The sequence below is a fragment of the Peribacillus sp. NPDC097284 genome (genome assembly GCF_044761765.1).
GTDB lineage: Bacteria > Bacillota > Bacilli > Bacillales > DSM-1321 > Peribacillus.
In genome coordinates, this window is record NZ_JBIWCZ010000005.1 from 140,269 (window position 1) to 156,891 (window position 16,623).

Consider the following 16,623-nt stretch of genomic DNA (forward strand, 5'->3'; position numbering starts at 1 on the left):
CTCAAGATTGGAAATCATCCTTTTTTAGAATCTGTTAAATCCGTCACATTTACCATTTTTCTTAAATGGGTCTTTAAAATCTTTCCTACTCCATTTCGTGGCAAACTATCTAAAAATATGATTCTCTTTGGCGTTTTATGTTTGGCAAGGTTGTCCTGACAATAAAGAATCAATTCTTCTTCCAATACGCACGAGGACGGGTCTTTCACAACACAGGCAACTAATTCCTCACCCATTCTCTCGTCTGGTACACCAACAACCGCAACTTCTGAAATGCCTGAATGCTTACTAAGGATTTCTTCCAAATCTCTAGAATAAATATTAAATCCTCCCCGAATGATAAGATCTTTTTTTCTATCGACAATGTATAGATATCCTTCATCATCCAAGCGTCCTAGATCTCCGGTATATAACCAGCCTTCCTTTACAGTACGATCGGTTTCTTCATCATTCCGGAAATAGCCAGGTGTCACATTATCTCCACTGACAAGTAATTCACCGATCTCTCCTCTTGGAACCTCTTCGTTCTTTTCATTCACAATCTTTATTGTTACCCCTGGTATCGGAATCCCCACGGATCCTGGTTTAATCGGGCGATTTTTAGTATGTGCCGTTACGATAGGAGCCGCTTCAGATAATCCGTATCCTTCAAACACCTTAGCACCGAATTTTTGTTCAAATGCATTCAGTAATGCTATAGGCAAGGGTGCAGATCCAGAACTTACTGATTCCAAACTGCTTGTATCATAGTTACCGGCTGTGGGGAAAGCTACCAAAGCATGAATCATGGCAGGGACTACAGAAAACGCTCTTACTTTATGGGTTTCAATCGCTGCCAATACTTCTTTCGGTTCGAAGCGCGGGAATACTACAATGGAACTTCCCACTATGTAGCATGTATGAGAAATGGTAAGCCCAAACACATGTGCAAGCGGAAGAATTCCAAGTGTCGTTCCACGTTCTACATTAGAGTGTTTTACTGAGTTTTCTGCATTGGAACATAGATTTCTATGAGTAAGCTTGACTCCTTTTGGATTCCCGGTTGTTCCTGACGTGTAAAGGATGACAGCCGTATCCTCAGGCATCACTTCAATCAACTTCGCATCATAATCAGGTGATGGGGACAGATAATCATAGAAATTCTGGGCTTGTTCGGTAGTAGGTGCATCAACTACAAGTATCGATGGCCGCTTATCCATTAACTCAATCGCCTGTCCAATATTATCAAGAAGTAAAGAAGAGGTAATAATCAACTTGGCTCCGCAATTATCGGCAATAAAGGCGATTTCCTTTGGATGTAAAGTATACATGACAGGTACAATCACCGCTCCCGCCCTTGTGATTCCCTGATAGGCAAATAACACTTCCGGGGAATTCGGCATAATGACGATTACCCGTTCTCCGTTATCCACTCCATGATCTCGCAATCCATTGGCGAGCTGATTGGCATAGTTCATGGTTTCTACATTTGTATACTGTTTGCCCCCGGAGAATATAAAAGGATACTCACCGAACTCTCGAATGTTCTTATCAAGTAATTTTGAAAGCTTCATACCTGCACCCCCTGCAATGATTTTGAGACCAAGCGATTCTCGGTGCTTTTTCATTCTAGATGTACTGTATAGCCCAGTCAGTCAAGATAACCATGAAGTCAGGAAAAAAGAATTTAACCTTCTCCCTATGTTATGGCAGCAATTTGTGACAAATGCCCTCGATATCACTTTATTCGGTAAAATCTCTTTTACTATAGAAATCATCCATAGTCTTTAATTGGTTGGGATAACGCTCATAATTTCTCACACTTAAAATTTTCAAAAAAGGAAGCGTTTACATTATGTTGCGACTAGAATAGCACGTTTCCGAATCATGCCCACATTTGAACATTCATGATTTTTCCCTATGAATCTTTTTCTTTTATCTAAACTAACCATAAAATAAAAGGTATATTTTTACAATAGGTAAAATCATTTATAATTTGGTTTTTAGATGAAATAGGGTAAACGAGGTGGATAAAGCAGGTTTGACCATAACGCCCTTTATACCTACATTAACTAGTCCCCTAACGCAAAAGTAAAAGGCAGAAATGTTGTTAAACCACATTTTTGCCTTTCACTTTAGCAACTTTCGATGCACCTTTTCGATTAATTAAATAGATGCTAAGTAAGATGAGGACCATGCCTTCAAGGAGGGATACAGTAAATGGTTCACCTAAGAATATGGTTCCTATCCCAACGGCTATTAAAGGAACAAGAAATGTAAAAGATCCAACTTTGCTTGCTTCGCCAGAACTCATTAACTTGAAATACACTGCGGTAGCTAATGCCATACTAAAGATTGATCCGAAAATCAAACAGGATATGTACGTTGAATTCCACTCAATATTCGATGCATTTTCTACTGCCAAACCACTGCCTGTCAGAAACAAACCACCAATGATGCTTTGCATCGCCACCAGCCAAAGTCCATGCACTTGTGTACTGGTCTTCTTTACATAGACCACACCGAATGCCCATCCAGTTGCAGTAATAAGTGCTAGTATAATACCAACATAAGAGATTTTACCGGAAATTCCATCCAGACATACAAGCACCACCCCAGTAAAACCAATCATTAACCCCATGATTTTAATGGCGGATAATGATTCTTTCAACCATTTCCAAGCTATTAACACGACTAAAACGGGCTGAAGATAAACGATGACCGAAAACAACCCCGAAGGTAAATATTGAAGGCCAATCGTTTGGACACCATTGAATATGATTGTATTGAAAAATGCAACGATTACATAGATGTACCAATTTTTCTTCCACTGAATCTTCTTCCATTGGGGAAGAAGAGTTAAGGCTAATAACAGTCCGCCTAATAATGTACGCATTCCTGCATAAAGCAGTGGTGGTGAATAATCGAGTGCCACTTTATAGACCGGCCAACATAGTCCCCATATGATTACAACGAAAGCGATGCTTATCGCTGTTACTGGTCGAGAGAGTGATTTCATTCTCTATTCCCCCTACTGAAGGTCTTGGCTACATGAAACTATGAAGTTTTAAATCCCAATTTCCAAGAAATCTGTTTAGCTGCATTCGTTACTTTTTCAATTAATTCTGGTAAACGATCTTCTTTAAATCGTGCTTCGATACCCGCTACACTAATACCGGCGACAATTTGATTATCCCCATTAAGTATGGGTGCACTAACGGATTTTGTATAATTTTCAAGTTCAGAAGAAGTGATCGTATACCCGTTTTTCTTCGCCTCATCCAAAACCTGACGAAGGATTGTTTTATCATTGATCGTTCCTATCGCCATTGACTTTAATTCTACCTTTTCTATATACGCTTCCCGCTCTTCTTCAGGTAAATAGGCAAGGATGATTCTAGAATCCCCTGCATAAAGTGGTGAGCGCCTACCAATGGAGGTATAAAGGCGTACAGGCTGCTTCGTATCAACTTTTTCTATATACATCGCTTCGTCTGCATCCCTGATAATGAGATTCACAGCCTCTTCAACGTCATCCCGAAGTTCTTTCATAATGGGGTAGGCGATTTTCCTAATATCTAAACGTTCACTTACTAGTTGACCAAGCTGTAAGAAAATAAGGCCTAATGAATAATAGCCATCATCATCTTTTGTTAAAAATCCCATTTCTTCTAATGACACAACCATACGATGCAATGAAGTTTTCGGTAGGTTGGAATAATCCATCATTTCGTTAAATGACAGTTTGGGATGATTCAGGAAAAGGGTAAGAATTTGCATGGATTTGACTACCGTTTTATTATGAGCTTGCATACAATGTCCCCATTCTTATTTTAAGTATCCATTTATTTATTGGAAGAGCTTTGTTCACCTCTCCCATATTTCATTATAAGTTATGGAAAAAATAAGTAGAGCCCCATTCCCGAAAGAATGTCTTAAGTAAGGCGTTTATGGAAATTGAACCCTACCTATTTTAATGCTTCATTTAAACCCCTTCAGGGCTAATGCAATCGAAGTCTTCAATTCTTTTAGAAGTTGTTCCTTTTTAAGATATGACTGTTCCGCATCTCTTAAAGTAACCTTAGCAAATTGGATGGAATCCCCTGGTTTGACTTGTCCGATAAATGGGATATCAGCCGTAATGACTTGAGCAATTTTAGGGTATCCCCCGGTTGTTTGGCTATCCGCTAATAAGATGATAGGATTGCCATCCGGTGGAACTTGAATCGAACCATTTGTTACCGCCTCTGACAACAGCTCCCGCTTTTCTTTTAATTCAAGCGAAGGCCCTGAAATTCGATACCCCATCCTGTCAGACTGGTTGGATACTTTAAATGACCCTTGTTCGAATTGAACTTTACTGGACTCCGTAAAAAATCCGTATTGGCTTCCATTTGTAACTCGGATAACCGGCTTATTTTCGGGCATAAAATCCTTTGCGTTAACAAACCATTTGACTGTTGAGAATACGTTTACCCCGTACTTCGCATGATGAGGAGAAGCTTCATTAAAATCTAGCACATCATCCACTTGTAAGGCCCTTCCCTTATATCCGCCCATTCCTGCCCTTAAATATGTACTTTTACTATTCATGATGGAGGGAATGGAGTATCCACCCGCAACAGACAAATATGCGCGACAGCCTGATCGACATCCCGAGAATGCAAGAACCACTCCTTTTTTCACAAAAATAGGTCTCCACATCGGCACGGCTTCTCCATTAATGGTCGGTGATAAATTGCCACCCGTTATTGCAATTAAACAATCTTTTTCTATTATAAGAGTCGGTCCCAATAAGGTGATTTCCAGGGCGGCCTCTCCTTCTTCATTGCCAACCAACATATTGGCAATGCGAAGAGAGTAAGGATCCATAGCTCCGCTTACGATCACTCCGTGCTGCTGAAACCCTTTTCTTCCAAGGTCCTGGATGCTTGTTAACAATCCTGGTTTCATGACACGCATACTCATTTCAACTCCTCCTTACGAGCAATTTCTTTATACTCCACAGAAGAAATGGGAATGAATTTCACCTTATCTCCTGCTTGTATTAAGCTCGGCGGTGATTCATTAGGTAGAAATAATGTAGATGGTGTTTGGCCAATTAATTGCCATCCTCCAGGTGTTGAGATGGGATATACACCCGTTTGCATTCCTGCAATTCCAACGGCACCTTTTGGTATGTTCATCCTAGGTGACCGCCTTCTAGGCGTTGCGATTTTTTCAGAAAGCCCACCCAAAAATGGAAAACCAGGTGCAAAACCAATCATATAGGCTAAGTATTCTCCACTGGAATGGATATGAATGACTTCATCTGTGGTTAAATGATTGAAGCGAGCAACATGCTCCAGATCCGGTCCAAATTCCCCTCCATAACAAACAGGCAGACTGATCGTCCGTTGGTCCAGGGCTTTATCCTTCTTCACCTGCTGTAATTTTGCTTCGATGATTGTCTGGACGAATTCATATGGGGAAATGCTTGCCTCTTTAATTTTTTGCTTTTGTTCGTTATAAATCATCAACGCATCATAATAGACCGTCAAGTTTGTAAAAGCCGGTACACATTCTATGAAACCTATAAATGGTTCTTCTTCAAGCATGTCCTTGAATATTTTTATTTTTTTATGAACGTTACCCTTCATTTCATTTCCAAATGTAATCACGATTGCGGAATCGCCTAATGGAGATAGTACAACATTTGTATTACTTGAAAGCTTTTCCGGCATAGAACTCATCTCTTTCCTTTTATTATAAAACACCCAACTTTTCATCCCGGATATCTGTTATGAACATATGTCCTGGTGCATGCGTAATCATAATGGCTGGTTTTGTTTCCATCGCGATGGATTGAGGCGTCACGCCACATGCCCAGAAAACCGGAACTTCCCCTTCATGAATGGTTACCACATCGCCAAAATCCGGTTGATCAATAGAGGCGATGCCAATCGCCTCTGGGTTTCCAATATGGATTGGTCCACCATGTACGGCAGGAAATCGTGAGGTAACCTGAGCAGCTCGAACGACATCCTTTTGAGGAATCGGACGCATGCTTACTACCATTTCCCCATGGAAAATCCCTGCTTCTATACAAGGAATGTTCGTTTTATACATAGGAACATTGCAGTCTTCCTCAATATGACGAATCGAAATATCATTGTTCAACAAAGCATGTTCGAAAGTGAAGCTGCAACCGATTAGGAATCCCACCATATCATCTTCCCAATAATCCGAAATATCCGTCACTTCTTCTACCCATTCACCGTATTTATAAATGCGATATTTAGGGATATCTGTCCGGATATCTCCTGCTTGAGCAGCGAACTTAGGAACAGGAGAACCTATTTCAGTTACATCCAGTAATGGACAAGACTTAGGGTTACGTTGACAAAATAACAAAAAATCGAATGCATGCTCCTTTTTTAAGATAGCTAGGTTTGCTTGGGCATAACCATTTGCCATCCCAGCAGTCGGTTTGGTCCATTCATTATTACGGATCATGGAGCGTAACTCTGCAGGGCTCGCTTTGGAAAAATCAATCATATTAGACATCTCCTATGTAATTGGATTTTGCTCTTTTATTGAATGCTATTAAAATAGTGATGGTAGTTGGGTAATTAATGTATACCCACCCATTAATGCCATAACAACGACAACGAACACACCGGAAATCGTTAGCCACAATGGATGTTTATAGTCACCTACAATATTCTTCCTATAAGCGGCGATTAATAGTGTTCCAAGAGCTATCGGTAAAATGAGGCCGTTAATTGCCCCTACCACAAGGAGTACTTTAACCGGTTTACCTATTAATAAAAAGCAAATGGTGGAAAGAAGGATAAAGCCAATAATAATCCAATTCGCTTTTTTCTCTATCCTTTGGCTGAATGTTCTGATAAATGAAACGGAGGTATAAGCAGCACCTACTACTGATGTTATGGCAGCTCCCCACATAACAACACCAAAAATTTTATAGCCAGCATTTCCAGCGGCAAGTTGAAATACGGATGCTGCGGGGTTTTCAGAATCAATTTGTAAACCTTTTGAAACAACGCCCAAGACAGCTAGAAATAAAGCAATTCTCATAACGGTGGTAATTAAAATGCCTACTACGGAACTTTTCGTAACTTCTGGAAGGGCACCGACACCTTTGACTCCCGCATCTAATAGACGATGTCCACCTGCAAATGTAATATAACCACCCACAGATCCCCCAACTAACGTAACGATTGCAATAATATCTATCTTATCGGGAGCAAATGTCTTCACTACCGCTTCCCCTACTGGAGGAGAGGTTGTCCATGCTACGTAAACCATCAAACAGATCATTACAAAGCCAGCAATCTGTGTAAATCGGTCCATGGCTTTTCCTGCTTCTTTCACCACAAAAATTAAAACAGCAATGACAGCGCTAATGGCTGCTCCAGTTGTTGGAGACATCCCTGTCATCGCGTTTAAACCAAGTCCAGCTCCAGCGATATTCCCTATATTAAATGCAAGACCTCCCAGAACGATGAGAGCCGCTAAAACGTAACCTAGCCCAGGAAGAACCATGTTAGCAATCTCTTGTCCTCTTTTTTCAGATACAGCAATAATTCGCCACACATTAGTTTGAGCAAAAATATCGAGAATAACAGAAATAAGAATCACGAATCCAAAACTTGCTGCCAGACTTTGAGTATAAACCGTTGTTTGCATTAAAAATCCTGGTCCAATAGCTGACGTTGCCATAAGAAATGCTGCACCCAACAATAAAGTCTTATTGGTCTTTGGCTTATTTGGAATTTTATGTACCGATGTATTTTTGATTGGCTCCAATAGAATCTACCTCCTAGATGTTTGTTATTAAGCGAACGAACTAACTGTAATTTCAGACAACTTCAACGATTTTTTAACATGACTCGCAAAACTTAATGCGTGAGTTCCATCTCCATGTATACAAATCGTATCTGCCTTTATTGCTACTTCCGTTCCTTGCTGGGACAAGACCTTTCCTTCCTTAACCATTTTAATCACTTGAGCTACAGCTTCATCGTCGCTTTCAATTAATGCATTCTTTTCCCTTCGAGATGTCAATGAGCCATCATCTTGATACGTACGATCGGCAAACACTTCACTAGCAGTCTGTAAACCAATAGATTGACCAGCGCGAATCAATTCACTTCCCGACAAACCGAATAATATAAATTCGGGATTAATTTTATATACGGCTTCTGCAATGGCAAGTGACAAATTTTTGTTTTGAGCCGCCATATTATAGAGTGCCCCGTGTGGTTTGACATGTTGCATCCGGCCTCCTTCGGATTGTAAGAAACCATTCAATGCACCTATTTGATACACCACAATATCATAAGCTTCCTGGGGGGAAATATTAATATTCCGTCGCCCAAATCCCATTAAATCTTGTAAACCAGGATGGGCACCAATTTTCACATCTTTTTCTAAAGCTAGCTGAACTGTTTTTCTCATAACTGATGGGTCACCAGCATGAAAACCGCACGCAACATTCACTGAAGTAACGTAATTTAAAATTTCTTCATCATTTCCCATTCGATAAGCTCCAAAGCTTTCTCCTAAATCACAATTCAAATCAACTGTATGCATGATTATTCCTCCATTTCAACGATAATTCCATTACGCTTCTCATAGATTGATAGTTTGTAAGCCAATTAATGTAATTCCGAAATTTGGAATACCAGTTTCACATTTCGGAATTTTCTAAATTGTATCATTTGTTTTTCAATTACACAATATACTTGTTAGATTACCTAACATTATGAAATGTTGAGATATGGAAAACATCACCCATTTTAATAGGTAGTTTTTCCTGAACGTTTAAATCCTGAATGACCCCGTTCTCATAAATGATTCTTGGTATGAGCTATCCGTTACTTCTTCACCCTTCTGACTTTGATCCTATCTATACACCTGAATAATTCCATAGTACTATTAAAAATAATTTTTTTTATTTCAAAAAAGAACAAATTAAAAAACTCCAGGAAAACAACTCCCAGAGTATTAGGTATTAAAAAAACAGAGATAGAACGTATATAGGATGTTACTTTAAGAACCTTTCATTATTAGTCAATCTTCATTGCAGATTATACCGTATTTATTCATGATTAAACTTTTTTTTGTCAATCCAATAAATCATGACAAAGAGTATCAGGAAAATCCAAAGTAGAGTAACAAGCAGATTTCCTAGCAAGTTAGAATTTACTGATTCCACGATTAGCGTTTCCATGGCATGTATACTCATACTAGCAGGATTAAACTGGTCGATTAGTGGACTCAAACCGACGATCAATCTACAACCTATTAGGACTACAATAGAAATCAATGCAATTATCCCTTGACTCGAAAAAATTGTACTAATCATGGTGGTAAAGGCAACAATGAAAAGAATCCAAACAAGGTAAAATAATAATCCACTTATCATCTGTGAAAATGGAACATCTGTAAACAGAAAATTCACGTATAAAAATGAAGTGAGGTATCCAATGGCTACACTAAAAGCCGCTATCAGATAATAGGAAGCAAGCTTTCCAGTGATATATGAAATAACAGACACAGGCCGTGTTAAAATAAAGGATAGCATCCCATTTTCCTTGTCTGATTGAATAATTCCCATCATTGAAATGACAAGTACCATAAGCCCAAGTTGATCAAATTGAGATCCTAACGTACTAGCTAATACTTCCCCTCCTTTTTGATTGGTCAGGTTCGGGTCAATGGTAATTCCCTGACCACCTCCAATTGCTTCCAAAATGGATGGCAAGTAATAAGTGATCACCGGCTGTGTAGCTCCAAGGAAAATAAAGACAATCGGTAGCCAAACCACTTTATACTCGCGGATCATTTGAACAAATTCCTTTTTTACCAATACAAGAAAGTTATTCATTTCTGTACCACCAGTTTCAAGAAGATTTCTTCTAATGTATCATGATGGATTTCGAATTTAACGATGTCCACATCATGCGCGATTGCATTCTCCAGTATCATCTTTTTGTTTTCCTCTATATTTTCAACGTTTATTTTCACTTTATGTCCGATGACCTCTACTCCATTCACATAGGGTAATTTCTTTACAACATCAATCCACATTTGATCTTTTGCTGCAATTTCGATATAGACCTTATTTTCACTGTGGCGGTTTATTAATTCGGTATTTGTCGTATCTTCAATTTTTGTGCCATTTTTTATAATGACAAATCGTTCGCATATTTCTTCCGCGTCACTCAAAATATGGGTTGATAATAAAATTGTTGTCTCCTTTTTGATTTCCTCAATCAGGTTTAACACTTCTCTTCGGCCGATCGGATCTAATGCGGATACCGGTTCATCCATGACAATAAGCGAAGGCTTGTGCAGTAATGCTTGTGCGATCCCAAGTCGTTGTTTCATTCCTCCTGAGAATGTACCAACCTTTGAGTTTCCTTCGCCAATTAGGCCGACTTTCCCCAAAATATCCGGTATCGCATGTGATAATTCTTTTTTATTCAAACCTGAAAGTTTTCCCATAAACGTAAGGGTCTCATTCGCTGACATCCAATTAAAAAAGTTAGGGTACTGTGGTAAGTAACCAATCTTCTTTTTCATTTTTGATATTTTTATACCATTCAACAAGACTTCACCTTTATTTGGATCGATAATATCAGAAATCACTTTAATCAAAGTTGATTTACCAGCACCATTAGGCCCGATTAACCCGACACATTCCCCCGATTGCAATTCCATCGAAAAATGATTTACAGCGATTTTTCCTTTAAATGCTTTCGTCACATTCTTGATTTCTAATTTCATGGTTTCTCCATATCCTTTCGTCCTAATACAAAGTACAAAATGGGTCCAAATGTATTAACAAACAAAATAATCAATGTCCAAATGAGTACGTTCTCTCTTGTCTTTCTATGTTTATATAAATCAAGTAATGCAATCGAAACTAATAGGATACCTATTGCGATAACCGGTAATATGATGGGCAGAATGGCCATGATATCAATCTCTTTAAAATCATCTAATCCATAATGCAATTTCATTTCCAACACTCCTTTCAATTTTCCAATCTCATTATCGTTAATGATAATGACAATGCTAACCTCAAAAGGAATAAATTGCAATACTCATTCTCATTATTTATAATAAGAATTAGATAATTCATAAGTTAATATACAAGGAGAATATAATGATTGATAAAGTAGACGTTTTAATGCATCCCGTAAGAATGAAAATTGCACAGGTGTTGATGAGGAATAAAGACAATGGATTAACCCCATTGGAAATGGTCAAGATCATTAAAAACGTTCCACAAGCGACCCTATATAGACATATACAGACCATGCTAGATTCTGATGTTATCCGAGTGATTAAAGAAAAGAAGGTTAAATCCGTTTCCGAAAAATATTATGCGCTCAATGAAATCGAGGCCAGACTTAGTGTGGAAGAATGGAAAAATGTTTCTAGTGAGAAGAAGCTTGATTATTTTTCCTATTATCAATTATCATTGCTGACTCAATATCAAAGTTATCTTAAAAAACTAGAAGAAAAAAAACAACTAGAGGATGGCGCTACCTTTTCTTTAGTAGAATTAAAGATGGATGAGGAAAACTTTACGCTATTTCAAAATGAATTAAATGAATTAATAACTAAATACTATCAGGTTGTAAGCGATGGAATAGATGCTCCCGTTCGGGCAATCGCCGTAACGATTATTCCTGATGCTTAATAATCAGACCAGAAGATTGAAGGTCTATAATTTCTTAAACCCGAAACCTCTATGAACACAAATAAAGAACATGTCTGGAACGAGACTGTTCCAGACATGTTCTTTATCATTCTATTTATTTTCTATATAACCTTACCGTGCTCAGAAAATGAAGAGATTCATCTCCTGTCATCCTCGCGTACATTTTTTTGCAAAAGGTCACGGATATCCTTTAAATATTGTTCAGTTGCTGGTGCTTCCACCACGACCTCTTCTTGCTCTTTTTTTCTAAAAATAGAATTTGCCAACTTCATAAATATGAAAATAGCAAACGCAATAATCAAGAAATCAATCACGGCTTGAATAAACGATCCATATTGAATGACCGCACTTCCCACCGTTATGGACAGTGAAGAAAGATTGATTCCCCCTAGTAAAATCCCAACAATCGGCATGATAATATTTTCAACTAGTGACGAAACGATTTTTCCAAATGCCGCCCCCATCACTACTGCAATAGCCAGATCCAGTACGTTGCCTTTAGCAATAAACTCCCTAAATTCCTTAATCATAATACCTACACCTTTCAATCTATAAGTGCTACAAGTTTATCAGATTTACACGAAAAAATGAACAAGTCTAGAAGCATCAATAGAAAAAAGGCATAAGCTAAAGTACGTAAAACAATCCTGCATTCCTTTTTCATTAATCATTTCATACTAAAATCAGAAATTTTCTTGCTCTTTACCCTTTTTCGAATATCGAAAAGGACAACTATAAAAAATCCTGTGAGCACTACACCCGTGAGCATAAACCCTCCAGCGATACCAATCCGTAAAAAACCAAGAACCGATGAACCGACAACCACACCGATAGAGAAAAATGCATAAAAATATCCATAAGCCTGTCCACGTGTTTCAGGCGTCGTGGATTGTATCAAGAGTGTATTAATAGACGGGAATAAACTTGAGAATCCAATCCCGTATAGAATCATTACAAGATATAATGTCAACGTCGTCGTCATTTGCCCAATCAGCATTTGGCTAATGGCTAAAACAGCCACACCAATAAGCATTGTATACACAGGATCTACCCGGTTAAACACTCGATTTGTCGGTAAAATAAATAGGAAAACCGCTACAATTCCAAACATGCTCATTAGTGTACCGGACATCCGGGAACTATAGCCAAGTGCTTCTACATGCAAAGGCAGCAAATAAGCCAATGCCCCTTGGGAAAACATCAAAAAGAACGCACCCATAAATGCTTTTTGTACATCCCGGTTCCACTTGAATGAGACATGCGACGCTTCTCTCTCTTGCTTCTTGACGTGTACTTGACGTAATAAAAAAGAGCAAACAAGTAATAAGACACCGAGTGCGCCTATTACGGTGAAGACATTCGGAACGGATGTTTTACTCGCCATTATTCCACTGAAAGCTGGTCCTATAATGGCAGCAATCCCCACGAATGATCCAGTTACCGCACTCTTACTCCCCTGTTTATCATGCGCAGTTGTATTCGCTAGGAGCGTAAATGCAGCGGGTACAATTAGGCCACCAAAAAAGCCGTGTAGAGATCGAACAATAAGCAAAGTCAGAGGGTCATCAACGAAATGATAAGAAAATAATGATGCACTCGTAGCGGCCAGTCCAAATAACATCATCGAGAGTGGACCAATTTTATCCGTTAATATTCCCGATGTGATATTGCCAAATGAGTTCGTAAAAGAATATAAACCGACCACAATGCCTGCAATAAATGCACTCGCCCCTACTGACTTCGCAAATGTACTCATGACCGGAAGCTGAGCAAATAAGTCTATAAATGAAAAGAATATAATGCTATAGATAATCCATGACATTCGGAAAGGCTTAACAGGGTAGCGATCTTTCACTTTTTTTAAATAAACGTCAAAGATAAAATTCCCAAATGGAATAAAAGCGACAAATACAGCGGCAAGTGACCAACTAATCGACCACTGGATGCGAATAGCTGCATATAGAATGCTTCCAATATACAAGAGGAAAATACCCCCGTGTATACTACCATTAATCGTCACTGCAAGCGGTAAATCAGCAAAATATTTTAGTGGCATAGCAATAAGTAATAACGTCAGTAATGAAATACCATCCAAGATTCCTGCTATGCGTAAATAATCTATAGGTGAACGACGCATTTTAGCTCTCCTTATCATTAAAATAGTTTCTTTTCTTAATTTATACAGGTATACAGTAATTTTACTATAATCATATCTTAATTAGATTAATATTTGAATAAGAGTGCTTATAGGTTCTATAAAGATACATTTAAAACGAAACTACGTATTATTATATTATTAAAATGAAAGGAATCGGTTAAAACTTCAAATCACACTATATGGATAGATACTATCGTTCCTTATATATAATCATACACTGTAGAACTGAACATTGTTATTTATTTCAAAACTATATAAAATATGTAACGTAGATAAGTTATCAAATTTTATGGAGGATATGCATGAATGTAGAACTTACAAGATTTAGAGTGAAGGAAGGAAAATCAGAACAAGTAGATGAATGGTTAACGTTTCTTAATGAAAATATGAATGATGTGCTGATAACGCTTGAAGGTGAAAAGATGTATGTAGAAACGATATTTAGAGAGATTCTAAATGGTGAGGAATATCTATATTGGTACTCTGTCCAAGGTGATAATGGTCTCGAAGTGAACGATTCAGATCACTGGATAGATAAAAAACATGTAGAGTATTGGAAAGAATGTATCGATGAAACATTTAGGCCGGTCGATTTAAAAACCGAAGTAGTGATGATCCCTACTAATATAAGGGAAATTATGAAATGACCTCAATTTTTTGAGGTCTTTTTTGTATTTCACACCCCCTATTTTATTGGAAGCAGTAAAACTATCAAACCTTGCCTATCACCGCTTGAAAACATAATTTTAGGTTTATGAATTTTAAATTTAAATTTCCATATGATACATCATTTAAGATTAATTGGTACCTAAACCCATTTTCAACTATCCTATCCAGTTACAAGTAATTATAACGTTTACTCTTCATTATACAGGGAAAAAACCTAATATAAATGAAGAAAAGGAGCTGGAATAATGCATAACTATATACAACAATATATTAATGGTGAATGGGTGGATTCCACAAGTACAGAAACGATTGAAGTTATTAACCCAGCTACAGAAAAAGTCATCGGGAAAATTAGTGCTGGTTCTAAAGAGGATGTCGATCGTGCAGTTGAAGCAGCACGTGCTGCCTTCCCCTCCTTCTCTAGAATGGATATAGAAGACAGAATTAAACTTTTAGAGAATATTGCTAAAGAATATGAAAACCGGAAAGATGATCTTGTTAAAGTTATAACCGAAGAGTTAGGTTCTCCTATTACTCGTAGTGAACAGATTCAGTACGAGATGGGCTTACAGCATTTTAAAAAAGCGGCTGAACTCCTTAAAACCTTCGAGTTTACTGAACAAAGAGGAAACACCTTAATCAAAAAAGAAGCAATTGGCGTTGCCGGTCTTATTACCCCCTGGAATTTCCCGACAAATCAACCCTCTACCAAACTAGCAAGTGCATTTGCTGCAGGTAGCACGGTCGTACTAAAACCTGCCGCCATGACACCATTTGCGGCAATCATCCTAGCAGAGATTTTTGATAAAGCCGGATTACCTAAAGGGGTATTCAATTTAGTAAATGGGGCCGGCTCAACCATTGGGGACGCCATCAGTTCTCATCCAGGTATTGATTTCGTTTCCTTCACCGGTTCTGGTCCCGTGGGTGCGAAAATCATGGAAAATGCGGCTCAAGATATAAAGAAAGTATCACTTGAACTTGGAGGGAAATCTCCGTTAGTTGTTTTAAAAGACGCAAATGTTAAAGATGCGGCACGAACAGCCATTTTAAATGTTGCGATGAATACCGGACAAGTTTGTACAGCGGCAACACGGACCATCATTCCAAAATCGATGCATGATGAATTCATTGAAGCCGTCAAAGAAGCACTTCCTGATTTTTCCGTAGGCGATCCACAAGATAAAAATACCTTCATGGGACCACAAGTTTCTAAAGAGCAATGGGAAACTGTTCAGTCTTATATAAATAAAGGTACAGAAGAAGGAGCCACTCTTGTCGCTGGTGGGCCAGGAAAACCAGAAGGACTTGATAAAGGATATTTCTCACAAATCACCGTTTTCACTAATGTAAAAAACGACATGACCATTGCCCAAGAAGAAATCTTTGGACCTGTCATGTCCATACTGACTTATGAAACCATCGATGAAGCCATCGAAATAGCCAATGACACAAAATATGGTTTAGCCGGGTATGTATTCGGTCAAAATCCAGATGAATTGTTCAAAGTGGCTTCAAACATTCGGGCCGGCCAAATCACGGTCAACAATCCAAAAACAGACTTCTCTGCTCCATTCGGCGGTTTCAAACAGTCAGGAATCGGTCGTGAATGGGGTGATTATGGAATTGAGGAATTCCTAGAACCGAAAGCTATTATAGGTATGCCCTCTTAAGGGTTTATGTGGGTGTCCTTGTCGGGCACCCTTTAACTATGATGGAATTAAACATAATACTTCCTTATAAATGCCCACATCTCAACCAATTTATTTCCTATATCTATCCAGATAAATCTGATTTACTATAGTAGTAGCAATGAATGATTACACTTTGATGGCAATCTATACATTGGTTTCCCTACATCTACTTTCAACGATACCTGAAAGTTCGACCAAAAGGCATGTAATATTTTTGAATGCCCGACCAAGCTAATAGACTTCAATAAAAATCTTAATTATGCAAAAAAAGGGATAGCCTCTCAAAGTTGAGAGACTATCCCTTTTTAATATGAAGCCCTAGCCCTACGTGTCAAACTAATTTTATTTTAAATTAATTGGATTTAAGATTTTTGCTTTTTGAT

General features: G+C 38.2%; 16 protein-coding genes. 3 read left to right on the plus strand and 13 right to left on the minus strand.

Features of this window, described 5'->3' with window-relative positions; all coding sequences use genetic code 11:
* Nucleotides 1–14 precede the first annotated feature (14 nt).
* The 11 genes from ACIQXU_RS12305 to ACIQXU_RS12355 all read right to left on the minus strand — a co-directional run bounded on the left by ACIQXU_RS12305 (nt 15) and on the right by ACIQXU_RS12355 (nt 11,012).
* A complete protein-coding gene (locus ACIQXU_RS12305; RefSeq protein ID WP_402989647.1) occupies nt 15–1,553 on the minus strand; it encodes a class I adenylate-forming enzyme family protein in 1,539 nt (512 codons plus the stop codon).
* 536 nt (nt 1,554–2,089) lie between these two features.
* Entirely contained in the window at nt 2,090–2,998 is a 909-nt protein-coding gene (locus ACIQXU_RS12310; RefSeq protein ID WP_402989650.1) for a DMT family transporter, read from the minus strand.
* Nucleotides 2,999–3,036: 38 nt separating this feature from the next.
* A complete protein-coding gene (locus ACIQXU_RS12315; RefSeq protein ID WP_402989653.1) occupies nt 3,037–3,792 on the minus strand; it encodes an IclR family transcriptional regulator in 756 nt (251 codons plus the stop codon).
* Nucleotides 3,793–3,960: 168 nt separating this feature from the next.
* Nucleotides 3,961–4,947, minus strand: a complete 987-nt coding sequence (locus tag ACIQXU_RS12320) for a 5-oxoprolinase subunit C family protein (protein WP_402989656.1) — start codon at nt 4,945–4,947, stop codon at nt 3,961–3,963.
* Nucleotides 4,944–5,702, minus strand: coding sequence for a 5-oxoprolinase subunit PxpB (gene pxpB / locus ACIQXU_RS12325; protein WP_402989659.1), 759 nt, complete (start codon nt 5,700–5,702; stop codon nt 4,944–4,946). Before pxpB ends, ACIQXU_RS12320 begins: the two co-directional genes overlap by 4 nt.
* 22 nt (nt 5,703–5,724) lie before the next feature.
* Nucleotides 5,725–6,516: a putative hydro-lyase gene (locus ACIQXU_RS12330; RefSeq protein ID WP_402989662.1), complete on the minus strand. Its 792-nt coding sequence runs from the start codon at nt 6,514–6,516 to the stop codon at nt 5,725–5,727.
* A gap of 48 nt (nt 6,517–6,564) precedes the next feature.
* Nucleotides 6,565–7,704 carry an NRAMP family divalent metal transporter gene (locus ACIQXU_RS12335; protein WP_402873167.1) on the minus strand — a complete coding sequence of 380 codons (1,140 nt, stop codon included), beginning with the start codon at nt 7,702–7,704 and terminating at the stop codon, nt 6,565–6,567.
* Nucleotides 7,705–7,818: 114 nt separating this feature from the next.
* Nucleotides 7,819–8,577 carry a 5-oxoprolinase subunit PxpA gene (gene pxpA, locus ACIQXU_RS12340; RefSeq protein ID WP_402989665.1) on the minus strand — a complete coding sequence of 253 codons (759 nt, stop codon included), beginning with the start codon at nt 8,575–8,577 and terminating at the stop codon, nt 7,819–7,821.
* 508 nt (nt 8,578–9,085) lie between these two features.
* Nucleotides 9,086–9,874, minus strand: a complete 789-nt coding sequence (locus ACIQXU_RS12345) for an ABC transporter permease (protein ID WP_402989667.1) — start codon at nt 9,872–9,874, stop codon at nt 9,086–9,088.
* Complete coding sequence (locus tag ACIQXU_RS12350; protein ID WP_402989668.1) at nt 9,871–10,776, minus strand: ABC transporter ATP-binding protein; 906 nt, start codon at nt 10,774–10,776, stop codon at nt 9,871–9,873. The genes ACIQXU_RS12345 and ACIQXU_RS12350 overlap by 4 nt, the downstream gene beginning before the upstream one ends.
* Nucleotides 10,773–11,012 (minus strand): PLD nuclease N-terminal domain-containing protein, encoded by a 240-nt coding sequence (locus tag ACIQXU_RS12355; RefSeq protein WP_402989670.1) that lies wholly within the window; start codon nt 11,010–11,012, stop codon nt 10,773–10,775. Before ACIQXU_RS12355 ends, ACIQXU_RS12350 begins: the two co-directional genes overlap by 4 nt.
* A 146-nt stretch (nt 11,013–11,158) precedes the next feature.
* Between ACIQXU_RS12355 and ACIQXU_RS12360 the strand changes: the two genes are divergently transcribed.
* Nucleotides 11,159–11,698: a helix-turn-helix domain-containing protein gene (locus ACIQXU_RS12360; RefSeq protein WP_402959681.1), complete on the plus strand. Its 540-nt coding sequence runs from the start codon at nt 11,159–11,161 to the stop codon at nt 11,696–11,698.
* Between the two features lie 158 nt (nt 11,699–11,856).
* Here the strand turns inward: ACIQXU_RS12360 and mscL are convergent, their stop codons facing one another.
* Both mscL and ACIQXU_RS12370 read right to left on the minus strand, forming a co-directional pair.
* Nucleotides 11,857–12,249 carry a large conductance mechanosensitive channel protein MscL gene (mscL, locus tag ACIQXU_RS12365; protein WP_402959683.1) on the minus strand — a complete coding sequence of 131 codons (393 nt, stop codon included), beginning with the start codon at nt 12,247–12,249 and terminating at the stop codon, nt 11,857–11,859.
* A 137-nt stretch (nt 12,250–12,386) separates the two neighbouring features.
* Nucleotides 12,387–13,856, minus strand: a complete 1,470-nt coding sequence (locus ACIQXU_RS12370; protein ID WP_402989672.1) for an MFS transporter — start codon at nt 13,854–13,856, stop codon at nt 12,387–12,389.
* A 323-nt stretch (nt 13,857–14,179) separates the two neighbouring features.
* Between ACIQXU_RS12370 and ACIQXU_RS12375 the strand changes: the two genes are divergently transcribed.
* Nucleotides 14,180–14,524: a DUF6176 family protein gene (locus ACIQXU_RS12375; protein WP_402989674.1), complete on the plus strand. Its 345-nt coding sequence runs from the start codon at nt 14,180–14,182 to the stop codon at nt 14,522–14,524.
* Between the two features lie 267 nt (nt 14,525–14,791).
* Nucleotides 14,792–16,219, plus strand: coding sequence for an aldehyde dehydrogenase family protein (locus ACIQXU_RS12380; RefSeq protein ID WP_402989677.1), 1,428 nt, complete (start codon nt 14,792–14,794; stop codon nt 16,217–16,219).
* Nucleotides 16,220–16,623 lie beyond the last annotated feature (404 nt).

Bases quoted from the DNA above. Each gene is read 5' to 3' on its own strand.
- pxpB (WP_402989659.1), bottom strand. From the start codon at position 5,702: ATGCCGGAAAAGCTTTCAAGTAATACAAATGTTGTACTATCTCCATTA.
- ACIQXU_RS12335 (WP_402873167.1), bottom strand. From the start codon at position 7,704: ATGGCAACGTCAGCTATTGGACCAGGATTTTTAATGCAAACAACGGTT.
- ACIQXU_RS12370 (WP_402989672.1), bottom strand. From the start codon at position 13,856: ATGCGTCGTTCACCTATAGATTATTTACGCATAGCAGGAATCTTGGAT.
- ACIQXU_RS12310 (WP_402989650.1), bottom strand. From the start codon at position 2,998: ATGAAATCACTCTCTCGACCAGTAACAGCGATAAGCATCGCTTTCGTT.
- ACIQXU_RS12355 (WP_402989670.1), bottom strand. From the start codon at position 11,012: ATGAAATTGCATTATGGATTAGATGATTTTAAAGAGATTGATATCATG.
- ACIQXU_RS12315 (WP_402989653.1), bottom strand. From the start codon at position 3,792: ATGCAAGCTCATAATAAAACGGTAGTCAAATCCATGCAAATTCTTACC.
- ACIQXU_RS12345 (WP_402989667.1), bottom strand. From the start codon at position 9,874: ATGAATAACTTTCTTGTATTGGTAAAAAAGGAATTTGTTCAAATGATC.
- ACIQXU_RS12305 (WP_402989647.1), bottom strand. From the start codon at position 1,553: ATGAAGCTTTCAAAATTACTTGATAAGAACATTCGAGAGTTCGGTGAG.
- ACIQXU_RS12380 (WP_402989677.1), top strand. From the start codon at position 14,792: ATGCATAACTATATACAACAATATATTAATGGTGAATGGGTGGATTCC.
- ACIQXU_RS12320 (WP_402989656.1), bottom strand. From the start codon at position 4,947: ATGAGTATGCGTGTCATGAAACCAGGATTGTTAACAAGCATCCAGGAC.
- ACIQXU_RS12375 (WP_402989674.1), top strand. From the start codon at position 14,180: ATGAATGTAGAACTTACAAGATTTAGAGTGAAGGAAGGAAAATCAGAA.
- pxpA (WP_402989665.1), bottom strand. From the start codon at position 8,577: ATGCATACAGTTGATTTGAATTGTGATTTAGGAGAAAGCTTTGGAGCT.
- ACIQXU_RS12330 (WP_402989662.1), bottom strand. From the start codon at position 6,516: ATGATTGATTTTTCCAAAGCGAGCCCTGCAGAGTTACGCTCCATGATC.
- ACIQXU_RS12360 (WP_402959681.1), top strand. From the start codon at position 11,159: ATGATTGATAAAGTAGACGTTTTAATGCATCCCGTAAGAATGAAAATT.
- mscL (WP_402959683.1), bottom strand. From the start codon at position 12,249: ATGATTAAGGAATTTAGGGAGTTTATTGCTAAAGGCAACGTACTGGAT.
- ACIQXU_RS12350 (WP_402989668.1), bottom strand. From the start codon at position 10,776: ATGAAATTAGAAATCAAGAATGTGACGAAAGCATTTAAAGGAAAAATC.